12 protein-coding genes, 1 tRNA gene and 1 riboswitch are annotated in these 13,617 nt (G+C 62.1%); of the genes, 4 read left to right on the forward strand and 9 right to left on the reverse strand.

Going from position 1 to position 13,617, the window contains the following annotated elements; translation table 11 throughout:
- Positions 1-222: 222 nt before the first annotated feature.
- Positions 223-714: a 6,7-dimethyl-8-ribityllumazine synthase gene (locus MA04_RS07875; protein ID WP_262460033.1), complete on the reverse strand. Its 492-nt coding sequence runs from the start codon at positions 712-714 to the stop codon at positions 223-225.
- A gap of 102 nt (positions 715-816) precedes the next feature.
- Positions 817-1,007: riboswitch (FMN riboswitch) on the reverse strand.
- Positions 1,008-1,290: 283 nt separating this feature from the next.
- On the opposite strand from MA04_RS07875, the gene MA04_RS07880 reads away from it, so the two are divergent.
- Positions 1,291-2,601 carry a peptidoglycan DD-metalloendopeptidase family protein gene (locus MA04_RS07880; protein ID WP_262460034.1) on the forward strand — a complete coding sequence of 437 codons (1,311 nt, stop codon included), beginning with the start codon at positions 1,291-1,293 and terminating at the stop codon, positions 2,599-2,601.
- Between the two features lie 353 nt (positions 2,602-2,954).
- On the opposite strand, the gene MA04_RS07885 is transcribed toward MA04_RS07880, so the two are convergent.
- The 4 genes from MA04_RS07885 to MA04_RS07900 all read right to left on the reverse strand — a co-directional run bounded on the left by MA04_RS07885 (position 2,955) and on the right by MA04_RS07900 (position 6,711).
- Positions 2,955-3,030 (reverse strand) — tRNA-Phe (locus MA04_RS07885).
- A gap of 51 nt (positions 3,031-3,081) precedes the next feature.
- A complete protein-coding gene (locus MA04_RS07890; protein ID WP_163123362.1) occupies positions 3,082-3,366 on the reverse strand; it encodes an oxidative damage protection protein in 285 nt (94 codons plus the stop codon).
- A gap of 31 nt (positions 3,367-3,397) precedes the next feature.
- The gene (gene mutY / locus MA04_RS07895; RefSeq protein WP_240342684.1) at positions 3,398-4,435 is read right to left on the reverse strand and encodes an A/G-specific adenine glycosylase; all 1,038 of its coding nucleotides are present in this window, start codon (positions 4,433-4,435) and stop codon (positions 3,398-3,400) included.
- Between the two features lie 29 nt (positions 4,436-4,464).
- Positions 4,465-6,711 carry an AsmA family protein gene (locus MA04_RS07900; protein ID WP_262460035.1) on the reverse strand — a complete coding sequence of 749 codons (2,247 nt, stop codon included), beginning with the start codon at positions 6,709-6,711 and terminating at the stop codon, positions 4,465-4,467.
- A 187-nt stretch (positions 6,712-6,898) separates the two neighbouring features.
- Between MA04_RS07900 and MA04_RS07905 the strand changes: the two genes are divergently transcribed.
- Positions 6,899-8,809, forward strand: coding sequence for a sensor histidine kinase (locus MA04_RS07905; RefSeq protein ID WP_163123368.1), 1,911 nt, complete (start codon positions 6,899-6,901; stop codon positions 8,807-8,809).
- Positions 8,810-8,824: 15 nt separating this feature from the next.
- Here the strand turns inward: MA04_RS07905 and asd are convergent, their stop codons facing one another.
- The 3 genes from asd to rsgA all read right to left on the reverse strand — a co-directional run bounded on the left by asd (position 8,825) and on the right by rsgA (position 11,706).
- On the reverse strand, positions 8,825-9,685 hold the full coding sequence (gene asd, locus MA04_RS07910) for an archaetidylserine decarboxylase (protein ID WP_262460036.1): 861 nt from the start codon (positions 9,683-9,685) through the stop codon (positions 8,825-8,827).
- Positions 9,686-9,710: 25 nt separating this feature from the next.
- Positions 9,711-10,529 (reverse strand): sulfurtransferase, encoded by an 819-nt coding sequence (locus tag MA04_RS07915; protein WP_262460037.1) that lies wholly within the window; start codon positions 10,527-10,529, stop codon positions 9,711-9,713.
- A 148-nt stretch (positions 10,530-10,677) separates the two neighbouring features.
- Positions 10,678-11,706 carry a small ribosomal subunit biogenesis GTPase RsgA gene (rsgA, locus tag MA04_RS07920; RefSeq protein ID WP_262460038.1) on the reverse strand — a complete coding sequence of 343 codons (1,029 nt, stop codon included), beginning with the start codon at positions 11,704-11,706 and terminating at the stop codon, positions 10,678-10,680.
- 101 nt (positions 11,707-11,807) lie between these two features.
- Between rsgA and orn the strand changes: the two genes are divergently transcribed.
- Both orn and MA04_RS07930 read left to right on the forward strand, forming a co-directional pair.
- Positions 11,808-12,350 (forward strand): oligoribonuclease, encoded by a 543-nt coding sequence (gene orn / locus MA04_RS07925; protein WP_262460039.1) that lies wholly within the window; start codon positions 11,808-11,810, stop codon positions 12,348-12,350.
- A gap of 65 nt (positions 12,351-12,415) precedes the next feature.
- Positions 12,416-13,066 (forward strand): cytochrome b/b6 domain-containing protein, encoded by a 651-nt coding sequence (locus tag MA04_RS07930; RefSeq protein WP_262460040.1) that lies wholly within the window; start codon positions 12,416-12,418, stop codon positions 13,064-13,066.
- A gap of 36 nt (positions 13,067-13,102) precedes the next feature.
- Here MA04_RS07930 and MA04_RS07935 read toward each other — a convergent pair whose 3' ends face one another.
- On the reverse strand, positions 13,103-13,543 hold the full coding sequence (locus MA04_RS07935) for a c-type cytochrome (protein ID WP_163123385.1): 441 nt from the start codon (positions 13,541-13,543) through the stop codon (positions 13,103-13,105).
- Positions 13,544-13,617: the final 74 nt, after the last annotated feature.

Below are 13,617 nucleotides of genomic sequence, written 5' to 3' on the forward strand. Positions count from 1 at the left end.
GGCGGCGCGCTTACAGCGTGGTCTTGGGGACATGAATTCGCACTGTATTCGCGAGCAAGCTCGCTTCCCACAGGGGGCTACGATGTCGCTGTGGGAAGCGAGCTTGCTCGCGAATGTGGCGTGCTAGCGTGCCAGCGGTCGATCAACCGCGATTTCCCCGGGGGGGCACTTACCGTCACCGCTGGGGGAAACCGCGAGTGTTCACCGGCGTCAAACTGCACCCTACAGGAACGATTTGGCGTCGGAGGTGCGGCGCATGGCGCCATCGGCGGCGTTCGCCAGCTCCCGCCCCTTGGTGACGAAATGCCGGGAAAAATAATCATGGTGCTCGGTATGTTCATGGAAATGATGCGGCGTGAGCACCGCGGTGAGAACCGGCACTTCGGTTTCCAGCTGCACCTGCATCAGGCCGTTGATGACCGCGGTGGCGACGAAGTCGTGGCGATAAATGCCGCCATCCACCACCAGGCCGCTGCAGGCGATCGACGCGTAACGGCCGGATTTGGCCAGCAGTTTGGCTTGCAGGGGGATTTCGTAGGCGCCGGGTACCGCGATCACGTCGATCTGGTCGTCGCCGTAGCCGAGGCGGCCCAGTTCTTCGCGAAAGCCGGCCAGACACTGGAGCACGATGTCCTGGTGCCAGCTGGCATGGATAAAGGCCATACGCTGTTGTTCGGGATGGTAAGGCTGGGTGGAACTCTGGGTCTGATTCATGCCGTGTTTCCTGAGTGGCGTTGAGATGAATCAGGGCGAACGTGGGTCGGTGCCGGCGCGAAGGCAACGCATGGGCGTGCCGCCACGGAGGCAGGGGAACCGTCCCGTTCTCTCTTATCCGGACTATCACCGTCGGCTCTGGAATCACACCAGATCTGCTGACCCCGTGACCGTGAGGCAGACCGGACCGCCGATGGAGACAATGGCGATGGCCTGTGGCCGCGGGCGCTCGCGGGCTTGGGAGAGGCTCCCTTACCGCCGGTGGGGACTTTCACCCCGCCCCGAGAACGATCCGGCGGCAGGGCCGCCGGGCAAGGCAATATAGAAAGTCTGTTGCCCTGAGTCAAAAGCGGATTTGCAACCAAATCGCCAGGCCGTTGTCGATAACCGGGATGCCCGCTGACCGCGCGGCCCTGAACCCCGGTGCTTCCGGTGCTTGGGCCTGACCTCGGGATCGGGTATGGTGGCGCCCTTGTTTTCGCGCCCCGGCCGGGTCACGGCCGCTTGGTTCTGAACCCTTGTTCACGAATACAGAAACAGACCGACCGGCACGGCCGGTCCCAGATCACGGTTGTCATGACGGAATCCACCGCCACAACACGGACCTCGAGATCGCCCCTGCTGCGCGCCATGGTGCCCGCTCTGGCGGCCGCCATTGCGTTGGCGTCCTGGTGGTGGGCGCCTTCCGGCGACGCCGCCTTGATGACGGACCGGGCTCTGCTGGGGCTGATCGAGGACTCCGACCTTTATGCCGTCGATGTGGACCCGGCTCCCACGGTATGGGAGCACTACACCATCGCTCAGGGGGACTCCCTGGCCAATCTCTGGACCAACCAGTGGCAATTGCCGGAAGCTGCCCTGTACACCTTGCTCAATGATCCCAGAAGCGCCGATATCCTGCGGCAGGTCAGTCCCGGTCAGCATCTGGAATGGCGCGCCGATGGTGAGGGCAGCCTGCTGGCACTGAGATTGTGGACGGATCCCTCCAAGGGGTGGGAATGGAATCTGCGAAGCGGTCAGTTGCACCGAACGGCGCTGACCTACGAGCGGAATCTGCATCAGGTGGCGGTGCGTGGCGAGATCCGTACCTCCCTGTCCGCCGCGCTGGCGGAGATGCCATCCCTGGGCGGTCGTGCCCAGGCCATCGCCGCGGAGATGGGGGAATTGCTGCCTTTGGCCAGCAAGGCCCGCAAGGGCGACCGGTTTTCCCTGTTGGTGGACCTGGAGTATATCGACGACGCTGAAGGGGCCTACGCGGCCCGGTTGGCGGGGTTTGATTACGAGGGGGAGCAGATCTCGGTGCGTGCCGCCCGCTTCGACGATGACCGTTTCTATACGCCGGAAGGCAAGAGTCTGCTGCCGGGCTTCCGCCGGACCCCCTTCAACAGTGAGTACCGCATCAGTTCACCGTTCAATCTGCATCGCCATCACCCCATCACCGGGCGCGTGACGCCCCATTTGGGAACGGATTTCGCCATGCCGGTGGGTACCAGGGTGCTGGCGCCGGCCAAGGGCGTGGTGCGCACGGTGTCCTACCATCCGTTGGCGGGGCGCTTCGTGGTGATCGATCACGGCCAGGGCTATCAGACTCGCTACCTGCACCTGCAAAAGGCGCAAGTGCGGCCCGGGCAGGAAGTAAAGCCGGGCGATGTCATTGCGCTGAGCGGCAATACCGGCCGCAGCACCGGCTCCCATTTGCACTACGAACTGCGCCTCAATGGCCGTCCGCTGAACCCGATGACCGCTTCATTGCCGTCCCGCGAACGGCTGCAGCCGGATGAGTTGCGCCGTTTCCAGAACCAGTACGCGGCCTATTTCGACCTGCATGAGCAGGAGAGTGCCACCGCCGTGGCGGGTAACGGCAACCGCCGCGATAACGCCGGCTGATTTGTTCTTCCCTGGCGCATCCTCTTTTACTCAGAGATAGCTACAAGGCGGCTGTGGGAAGCTTGCTTGCAAGCGAATTGGCTCCCGTTGCCCAAGAATTCGCTTGCAAGCAAGCTTCCCACAGCGGCTCCGTGGCGCAAACTGTAGGAGCCAGCTTGCTGGCGAATGCAGCCTCTGGTGTTGGCACATTCGCTTGCAAGCGGAGCGCCGCCCGGCAAGCTCCCACAGCGGTCTTGTAGCCCCTTCTGTGAGCGGTCGACGTGTTAACAGATTGACCCACAACGTTGTTGGGGCCCGGAAAGCCGCGATGAACCAAAAAAAAGCCCCGCTCTTGCGAGCGAGGCTTTTTTGTATGGTGCCCGGAGGCGGAATCGAACCACCGACACGGGGATTTTCAATCCCCTGCTCTACCGACTGAGCTATCCGGGCGTCAGGGCGCGTATTAAAGCGACTCCGTTGGACGTCGTCAAGTGCGGTTATTTATTGGTCATTTTCTTCCGAAGGCGGGGTGTAGCCCTCGGCCTGTTCCACGTTTTCATTGTTGAAAAAACGATCACGTTGCTCGTCGAGAAAGGTGCGCGCCTTGGGATCCATCACGTTCAGGTGCTTCTCGTTAATCAGCAAGGTTTGATGCTGCAGCCATTCCTGCCAGGCCTTGCGTGACACGTTGTCATAGATGTCCTGGCCCTTGGTGCCAGGAAAGGGAGGGCGATCCAGGCCTTCCAGACGTTCCTGATATTTGCGGCAGAATACGGTGCGGGTCATGGCATCCTCGGAATGGTTCAGGGTTTTCAGGTTACAGCATGCTCTGTTGGCGCGGCTGACGCAGCCCGCTGAGCAATTTTTTTACCGGGGCGGCCAGGCCCAGTTCGCCCGGATCGGTGGGGTCCACCCAGCGTCCACGGTCTTCCCCCAAGCGGGTGCCGGTGCCGTCCACCTGAATCAGCGCCGGTTCCACGTCCAGGTGAAAATGGCTGAAGGTGTGCCGGAACGGCGTCAGGGTTTCCCGGCGGCGTTCGGTCAGGCCCCATTGTGTCAGCAGGCTTTCGGGTGATTCCTCCAGGTCTTGTTGCGGAAAACACCAAAGGCCGCCCCAAATGCCGCTGGGCGGGCGCGGCTCCAGCCAGACGCTGCCATCGTCACTTTGCAGGATCAGCATACGGGATTGGCGAACCGGTTTGGCCTTGGCCGGCTTGCGGCCAGGATACTGCTCCGGATTGCCATCGGCATGGGCCTGGCAGCGCCGATGCACCGGACACTCGCCACAGGCCGGGCGTCGCCGGGTGCACAGCGTGGCGCCAAGGTCCATCACTGCCTGGGTATAGTCCGCCAGGCGCTGCTGCGGCGTGTAGTGCTCGGCCAGTTCCCATAGCCGGTTTTCCACCGCTTTCTGTCCGGGCCAGCCGGCCACGGCGTGCAGGCGGGTCAGAACCCGTTTTACGTTGCCATCCAGGATGGGGGCGCGTACCCCACGGCTTTGCGCCAGGATGGCTCCGGCGGTGGAACGGCCAATACCGGGCAGGGAAGCCACTTCCTCCACGGTTTGTGGGAATTCGCCATCATGGTCACCGACCAGTTGCCGAGCCGCTTTGTGCAGATTGCGGGCACGGGCGTAGTAGCCCAACCCGGTCCACAGGTGCAGCACCTGATCCACCTCGGCGGCGGCCAGGCGATGCACGTCCGGGAAAACCTCCATGAAGCGCCGGAAGTAATCGATGACGGTAATCACCTGGGTCTGCTGCAGCATGATTTCCGACACCCACACCCGGTAGGGCGTGCGTGGATGCTGCCAGGGCAGGTCCTTGCGCCCGTGCTGGTCGTACCAGGCCAGCACGGCGTCGCTGAAAGCGGTGGTCGTGGTGCTCAGTTGAACAGCCCCTTGAGTTTGTCACCCAGTTTTTCGTTGAGTTTATCGCGCTGCTTGTCGATCTCTTCCCGGGCTTTCTGTCCGGCGGCGTTTTTCAGCACTTCCTCGGTGGTGTCGCCTTCGGCGTCGATGCCGAGTTTGTCTTTCAGTTTGCCCTTGGCGGCGTTGGTGGCCGCCTGCTGGGCGATCTTGCGGAAGCCGTCCCGGTCCGGGCCGCACCATTTGGCCGGGCTGCTCTCCAGGCTGCCCTGGCAGCGCAGCGGCCAGGTGGCGTCGCCCAGGTATTTGCCGCCGTCCAGCTCCGGTGACTTCATGCCGATGTGCATATCGAATTGCTGGGTCAGCACGTTGAACCAGCCATTACCGGAGAGGCTGCCTTTTTCCAGCGTGGCATCCAGGCTTTCGAGGTAGGCGACCTGCTTGTCCAGGCGGGTTTTGCTGGTCAGATCGATGATCTTGGTGTCCTCGGAGAGCACCGAGGGCAGCTTGCCGGATTGCTGGTCGGGAATCAGCGCGGTCAGCCCCTTGAGCCCGCCAAGGGTATCGTTGATGCCGCCCACCAGGGTGTTGTACAGATTCAGGCCGCGCACGGTACCGTCGGCCAGTCCCAGGTTCAAGTTGCCCTTGGCCGATTCCACCAGCGCCTTCTGGCTGTTGCCGCTGGCGTTGAAGCTGCCGTCCATGCTGAACAGACCGGTGGCCAGATCGTCCTTCATGGCCATCTTGGCGATGGGCTGGATCTGCATGCGATTCACCTTGGTGCGCGCGCTGATCTGCGGAGTCTTGCCGGCCACGTTGAGGGTGCCGCTGGCGTTGAAATCCCCGTTCAGGGTCTTGCCGCTGGCCTGGGTTAGCTTCAACACGCCATTGGCGGCGGACACGGCAAAGCTCAGATCACTGGCTTCGATCTGTTCGAAGGTCAGATGGCCGATGCGGAGCTTGCCGTCCAGCAGCAACGGACGCAGGGTCTCCACCGGAATCAGTTCGGCCTCGGTGAGGTTGGCGGTACCGCCGCTCTTGCCGGCGTCGCCGCCGGTGGCGGCCGGTTTGTCCTCGGAGGAAGGGCTTTCCGGAGGCAGATACTGGTCCAGCAGGATTTTGTCCATGGTCAGATCGAAGACGATCTTGCCGGTTTCCAGGTTCTGCAGCCCGGCGCTGCCATTAATGGTGCTGTCATCAAGGGTAAGGGTAAGAGGCTTGGCGATGACGCTGTTGGCCGGGCCGGACAGGGTGGCGCTCATCGCCACTTTGTTGAGGGCACTGTCGCCCCGGGTCTCGATGGCCGGCTCGCCCAGCGTCTTCAGTACCGTGTTGAGGTTGAACGGTTCGGTATCGAGTTTGCCGGCCACGACCAGGTCGCCGGTGAGTCCGGTGATCCGCGCTTCGCCGGTGGTACGCGTGCCGGCGGCCTGCAGCACCAGGTTGGTGAGATTGGCGCTATCTTCATCCAGATTCACTTCCAGCGCCTGTTCCAGATGCACATCCACGGGTTGGGCGGTGGCGCCGGCGATATTGGCGTCCAGCACCATCGGATTCAACACGAAGTGGTTGGCATCCAGGTTGGCGGCCAGGGTGGTTTTCAGGTTCAGATCCACGCGCATGTCGCTCTGGTCCTGATAGCGCAGCGACATCTCCAGCGGGAATGGCTCCTCCAGACTGACATCGCGGGCATTGAAGTTGAAATGCTCGACGCGGATATCGGTGCCGTCGGTGGCGTTGCGATAGCTGATGCGGCCATTGGTGATATCCACTGAGGGAATGGTCAGAGGAATATCAAGGGTGCTGCCTTCCTCGCCGCCGTCGGCGGTTTGCTGTTCCTCTTCGGTCTGATCCTGGCTGGTGTCATCCTGGGGGCCGATCCTTTCCCAGTTGCCGCCTTGTTGATCTTCGCGCAGATTTACTTCCAGGCCGTCGATCAGCACGCCATCCATTTCCACCTTGCCAAGCAGCAGGGGCCACACGGCGACGCTGACGCTGGCGTTGTCGAGGGCGGCGAACAGCTCTTCCTCATCGGCGATGCGGGCTTCTGTGCGGCCCAGGCTGACGCCCAGTGAGGGCCAGAACTGCCAGGAGAGGTCGCCGGGAATGGAGAGGTCCAGGTTGGCGTTCTGGCGTGCCTGTTCCTCGATCTGCGGCTTGAAATCGTTGGGGTCGATCACCTGGGTGACGACGAAGATCGCCGCGGCCAGCAATACCACGATGGCCAGGATTACGATGACAATGATCTTGATTGCACGTCCCATGACGGTGCTCTCCTTGCGCCCGGGCCCTCGGGCCCCGATGATAACGAGTTGGTGTAATCGTAACGAAGCTCTGGCCCGTTCGACACCATGATAACGATGATAACCTTTTGAGCCCGGGCCGTGGTGCTTGTGTCGCCGCGGCGTAAAGATCGTGAACAGGCTCTTATGACCATTTGGGGAACGACGATTGGTAAAGTTCCGTAACTTCCTGCTGTTTCTGGGGCTGGCCCTGTGCGCCGCGCGGCTTTGGGCGGCGCCGGTGGTGGTGCCGGACGGCCACCAGAATCAGGTGGCGGTGGCGAAATCCATGGACGTGCTGGTGGATCCCGAGGGGCAGTGGGATTTGTCTCAGGTGCGTGAGGATTTTTCCCGCCGCTTTACCGTCAACACAGCGGAGGAGCCCAATTTCGGTTTTACCAGCAGCGTGATCTGGCTGCGGTTCACGCTCGACACCAGCAAGGTGATGAACCAGAGCTGGTATCTGGTGGAACGTTACCCGATTCTCGACCACATCACGCTGTATGCGCCGCGCCCGGACGGCGGTTACGATGAAGTGGCCATGGGGGACACACTGCCGTTCCACATGCGGATGATGAACCATCGGGCCTTTATTTTCCCCCTGAACACCGACAGACCCGGCCCGCGCACCTTTTATGTGAAAGTCAGCGGCAAAGGGGCGATCAACCTGTCGCCGGTGCTCTACAACAGCACCGGGCTGGTGGAATACACCTACCGGGATACCCTGCTGTACGGGGTGTTCTACGGGTGTTTGTTGATCATGGTCATCTATAACGCCCTGTTGGCATTGTCGCTGCGGGAACCGGTTTATCTGTATTTCGTCGCTTTCCTGGTGGGGATGGTGATCTTCATCCTCAACATCAACGGCTTTGGTTTGCAGTTTGTCTGGCCGTTGTGGCCCAGGCTCAATGAGTATTACTGGCTTGGCATTTACATCAGTTGTCCGGCGCTGGCCATGTACTCCCGCTCTTTCCTGGAATTGCGCGTGCGTTTTCCGCGCTATGACCGGGTGCTGCGGCGCTACCTGATCGGTGCGTTCGTGCTGCTGGCGGTGCAACTGATGATCGCGCCGCCCTGGTCCTACTATCTGTCCACCGCCTTGGTGGGGGTCACGGTCGTGCTGTTCAGCTGGCTTGGCTGGATGGTCCTGTCCCAGGGGTATCGGGCGGCACGCTTGTTCGTGCTGGCCTGGTGGGTCTTCATGCTGCTGGTGTTCATCTTCATCCTCGGTATTGTCGGCTGGCTTCCCTATACCTCGTTCATCACCATCCTGCCGCATCTGGCCACGTTGTGGGTGGTGGTGATGCTGTCGCTGGCCCTGGGGGACCGCATTCGTTTCCTGGAACGGGAGCGCAACAGTTTGTTCGAGGAATCCCGCCGCAACCTGGAACGCCATGTGGCGGAAATGGAGCGCGTGAACCGGGACAAGTCCACCTTCCTGCAATATGTCAGCCATGAATTGAACACCCCCATCAACTGGCTCGGGGCGGCGGATACCCTGAGCGACGATGATGATCGCCGGGATACCTGGAATCTGGTGCGCAAAGGGCAGCAACGTTTGATGGGGCTGGTGAGCACGTCGCTACGTTATTTTGATCTGTCGGATCGGGAAAGCCCCACACTGATCACCGTGTGCGACCCCTACTGGTTGGTGGAGGCGCTTACCACCAGCCGTTGCGAGTGCCTGGAGCAGAGTGGCCTGAAGGTGCAGAACCGGGTTTCGGAACGGCTGCGGGTGCGTGCCAACGAGAGTGAGCTGCAGGAGGTGCTGGCGATGGCATTGGATAACGCCATCCGTTTCAGTCCCGCTGGAGAAATCATCGACATCAGCAGTCAGCGCCTGGATAGCGTGGGCGAAATCCGTATGCGTGATAATGGCCGCGGTGTCGGCGCGGATCAGTTGGAGAGTCTGTTCGAGCCCTTTTTCATCATGGGATCACGCCACCACGAGGACGGGTTTGGCCTGTCTCTGGCGATGGCGCGGGTAATGATCGAGCAGAGCGGTGGGCGGATCTGGGCGGAAAGCACCGGCGAAGGGCAGGGCTTCACCCTGGTGATCCGCTTGCCGCTGGCGGAATAGGGGGCGTGAAGCCCCCTAGCGCAGTGTCCCCATTGCTTGTCCCATGCGTACCGGGCTTTCGGCGGCCAGGGCGGCATCGAATTCCGCGTGGCCACGGGCGAACAGCACAATGGCGGTGGAGCCGAGCAGGAAGCGGCCCAGTTCTTCGCCCCGCTGCAGAGTAATCGGTTGTCGGTTCTGGTAGTCGCTGTGCGTCACGTGGCGAGACAGCGGTGTGACCTGGCCGGAGAACACGGTTTCGATACCGGCGACGATCATCGCCCCCACCAGAATCACCGCCATCGGACCCTGCTCGGTATCGAAAATGCACACCAGCCGTTCGTTGCGGGCGAACAGCCCGGGTACCCGTTCGGTGGTGGCCTGGTTCACCGAGAACAGCCGCCCGGGTACGTAGCGCGTTTCCCGCAGGGTGCCGGCGGTGGGCATGTGCACCCGGTGATAATCCTTTGGTGACAGATAGACGGTGGCGAACTGGCCGCCAAGGAATTCCGTGGCCAGATCATGGTCGCCGCCGAGCAGCTCGAACAGGCTGTAGTTATGTCCCTTGGCTTGGAAAATCCGGTCGCCTTCAATGGCGCCAAGCTGGCTGACGGTGCCGTCGGCCGGGCAGGCGATGGCATCGGCCTGTTCCGGTAGTGGCCGGGCGCCTTCGCGCAGGGCACGGGTAAAGAACGCGTTGAAATGGGGATAGCGCTCGGCTTCGGTGATCTCCGCTTCGGACAGATCGACCTGAAAGCGGCGAATGAACAGACGGATGAAGGTGTCCTTCACCCAGGGTGTTTCGCTACGGGCCAGAATGCCCACCAGCCGTGACAAGGCGTGGTGGGGCAGCAGATATTGCAGAGCGACGAACAGACGTTGCCATAAGTCCTTCAAGAGCACCTCGAAATGCGGCCGGTTGTTATTCGGATTTTTCGAACGGGGTGTCGGGGTGGTTGCCCCATTCCGCCCAGGAACCGGCATAACCGGCGATATGAGGGAAACCCAGCAGTTTGCCCACCAGCCAGGTAAAGCTGGAACGATGGTGGGTCTGGCAGTGGGTGATCACTCTGCGGTCGGCGGTGATGCCCAGCGCGGCCAGTTCCTGGCGCAGGGTATCCAGATCACGCACCCGCAGGTGGTCGTTCTTGTCCATGGCATCGGTCCACTCATAGTGCACCGCGCCAGGAATGTGGCCGCCTTTCTGGGCGAAGGCGCGGATGCCGGCGTACTCCTCCTCGGAGCGCGCATCCCAGATCACCACGTCCGGGTTCTGGTATTCGGCCAGCACCGTCTCCAGGCCCACGTTGACGCCGGCCTTGTGCAGGCTGACCTCATAATCGCCGGGCGTGGGGGTATGCGGTTCGCTGCTGGTGGGCAGGTCCGCCGCCAGCCAGGCGTGGATGCCGCCATTGAGGTAGGTGTAGTGGGCATGGCCGATGTAATCCAGGGTCCACAACAGCCGCCCGGCCCAGCCGCCGCCTTCATCGTCATAGGCGACCACCTGGGTGTCCGGGGTCAGCCCCAGCTCGGAGAACAGGTCGGAAAGGGTATCGTCATCGGGCAGCAGGCCGGGGGCCGGCTGAGTGCCTGTCTGCAGGCGTTTGAAATCCAGGTGAACGGCGCCGGGCACATGGGCCTGGGCGTAAACCTGTTCCTTGCTCAGATCAACGATCAGCAGGTTGGCGTCATCAAGATGATTGGCCAGTTCGGCGGGTTCCAGCAACAGGGGCAGGGACATAAGTCAATCAAACGGTCGTGGGTCGGGAATTTGGAGGGTGTGAATAAAATTTCACCGCCTCGTGCATGGAATCATTGTCCAATATCCGCCGGGCTTTATCCAGGTGGGATCCAGGCGGGACAGTCCCGATGGCGGCGGCGCGAATCACTCAGTACCGTGCGCGGGCCTCATCGTCCAGGGTGTCGGCGATCTGGAAGTAGTTGTTCAGGCGCTCGTGTATGAAGGCATCGTCCTGGGCGGCTTCCAGCAGAGCGCAGCCGGGTTCATGCCGGTGGGTACAGTTGCGGAAGCGGCAATGGCCGGCTCGTTCGGACAACTCCCGATAACCGTGCAGCAACTCCTGTTCATCGATGTGCCAGAGGCCGAATTCGCGAATCCCCGGGGAGTCGATCAGATGACCGCCTTCGGGGAAATGGAACAAGCGGGCGGTGGTGGTGGTGTGCTGGCCCAGCCCCGACATCTCCGAAATTTCGCCCACGGGCAGTTCCGCCTCCGGCAGGATGGCGTTCACCAGAGAGGATTTGCCAACCCCGGATTGACCGACGAAGACGCTGGTGGCATCCGCCAGGGCGGCGCGCAAGGAGGCCAATTGGTGGCCGTCGCCATGGGCGGACAGGGTGATGACCTGATAGCCCAGGTGGCGATAAAGCGCGCAGATGTGCTCGGCGTGTTCGCGATTGCCATCGTCCAGCAAATCGGTCTTGTTCAGCACCAGCACCGGCTCGATGCCGGACAGTTCCGCCGCCACCAGGTAGCGGTCGAGCAGGGCGCTGGAAGGCGCCGGGCGCGGAGCGAACACCACCAGGAGACGGTCCACATTGGCGGCCACGGGCTTCAAATTGCCGTAATTGTCCGGGCGTTTCAGCACCGAATGGCGCGGCTCCACGGCCGTGACCACGCCGGTGCCCTCGCTGTGCGGCGGATGCCAAAGCACCCGGTCGCCGACCACCAGCTGTTCCAGATTGGCGCGGAAGTGACAGCGGGTCCGGTTGCCGTCCCGGGCCTCCACCAGTACCTGGCCGCCGAAATGGGCGATCACCGTACCCCACTGCTCCTCGCCGAGGGTGGTGGCCACGGGCTGTTCTTTTTCCGCTTTGCGCTGCATGCGATCGCGGCGCTCGGCCTGGATCTTTTCGATGCGCCAGCGTTGTCGCCGGTTGAGATTGCGTTTCGCCATGCGTTCGCGAGGGGTCGGTTAAGGTGGCGCCATTATGGCACGGTTGGGGCTCCGGCTCTGCTACCATGACGTCAAATTCATTACCGCACGGGGCCCCTGAGATGCCATCGAAAGACAACCTGATCTGGATCGACCTGGAAATGACCGGTTTGAGCCCCGAGCAGGATCGCATCATTGAGATCGCCACCATCGTCACCGACGCCAATCTGAATGTGCTGGCGGAAGGACCGGTGTTGGCGGTGCATCAGAGCGATGAACGTTTGGCGGCCATGGACGAATGGAATACCCGCCACCATGGCAACTCCGGATTGACCGACCGGGTACGCGCCAGCCGTGTGGACGAGGCGGAGGCGGAGCGGCAGACCCTGCTTTTCCTGGCGCAATACGTGGACGAGAAGATGTCACCGATGTGTGGCAACAGCATTTGCCAGGACCGCCGTTTCCTGGCGCGCTACATGCCGACCCTGGAAGCGTTCTTCCACTACCGCAATCTGGATGTCTCCACCTTGAAGGAGCTGGCCGCGCGCTGGAAGCCGCGGATCCTGTCCGGCTTCAAAAAAGAGAACAAGCATCTGGCGTTGGACGACATCCGCGAATCGATCGCCGAACTGGCCTACTACCGGGAACATTTCATCCGCGAATAGCGTCCCTTTATTTGCTAAGCCGGGTGTTGGCCGGCCACGGAGCAAGTTGATCGAAAGGAGAGAACATGGACGCCATTCGTGTCTGGGACCTGCCCACCCGTCTGTTTCATTGGTTGCTGGTGGCCGCTATCGGCTTCCTTTGGTACTCCGGTGGCAAGGGCGAGGCGCTGATGGTCTGGCATATGCGCGCCGGCTATCTGGTGCTGGGTTTGGTGATTTTTCGCATCATCTGGGGGCTGTGGGGCTCCCGCCACAGCCGTTTCACGGCGTTTCTGACCGGGCCGCGGCGGACACTGGACTACAGCAAGGCCTTTGCCCGCGGACGGGCGCCGGTGTTCGCCGGCCACAATCCGCTGGGTGGCTGGATGGTAATGTTGATGTTGCTGTCACTGCTGGTGCAAACCGTTACCGGGCTGTTCGCCACCGACGACATTTCACTGGAAGGGCCGTTGAGCGGTCAGGTCGGTGGCGCCACGGCCCGCGCACTCACCGATGTGCACTTTTTGAACTTTGATCTGCTATTGATTCTGATCGTGGCGCATGTGGCGGCGGTCTTGTTGCACCGGGTGTTGGGGGAGCCACTGCTGGCGGCCATGCTGACCGGGCGCAAGCGGGTGCCCGATGAAGCCGGCCCGGACCAGGCCTTCGTCCCCTGGTGGCGGGCGCTGCTGGTGGCATTGCCGGTGGCCGGGGCGATTTACTGGCTGGTGAGCTGACGGGGCCGCCAGTGGCGGCCCCGGGGCGTGGGCGGTTTAGCGTTCGCGATATTCGGTGTGGCAGGCACGGCAGGTTTCGCCGACTTTGCCTACTTGCGCGAACAATGCCTGCTGATCGGCGCCGCCAGCCATTTCGGCCAACTCGGCGGCGGCGTCCTGGAAGTCCTGGGCTTTGCCTTCAAAGTCGGCACGGTTTTCCCAGATCGCCGGTTTGGCGTGGCTGCCATCGGCGGAGCCGGCGTCCGCGAAACCTTCCCAGGGCAAGTGGGACAGGTCCGCCACGATGCCGGCTTTTTCCTCGAATACCGCTTGATCGAACGGCTGCTCGCCCTTGGCCATGGCACCCAAGGTGCCGAAGTGCCAGGCGGCGGCCTTGAACACGGATTCGCGATACTCCGCCGCCTCGTTCGGGCCTTTGCCGCAGGCGCTGAGCAGGCCGGCGGCAAGCACCGGGATCAACAGGCTGACTTTCTTCATTGGACTCTCCTCATTGGGCTCTCCCTGACATAACGTGACTTGATTGTCGTATAAAACGTAGGGTCTTTGCACAG

The sequence above is a fragment of the Alloalcanivorax balearicus MACL04 genome (genome assembly GCF_025532145.1).
GTDB classification, from domain to species: Bacteria; Pseudomonadota; Gammaproteobacteria; order Pseudomonadales; family Alcanivoracaceae; genus Alloalcanivorax; species Alloalcanivorax balearicus.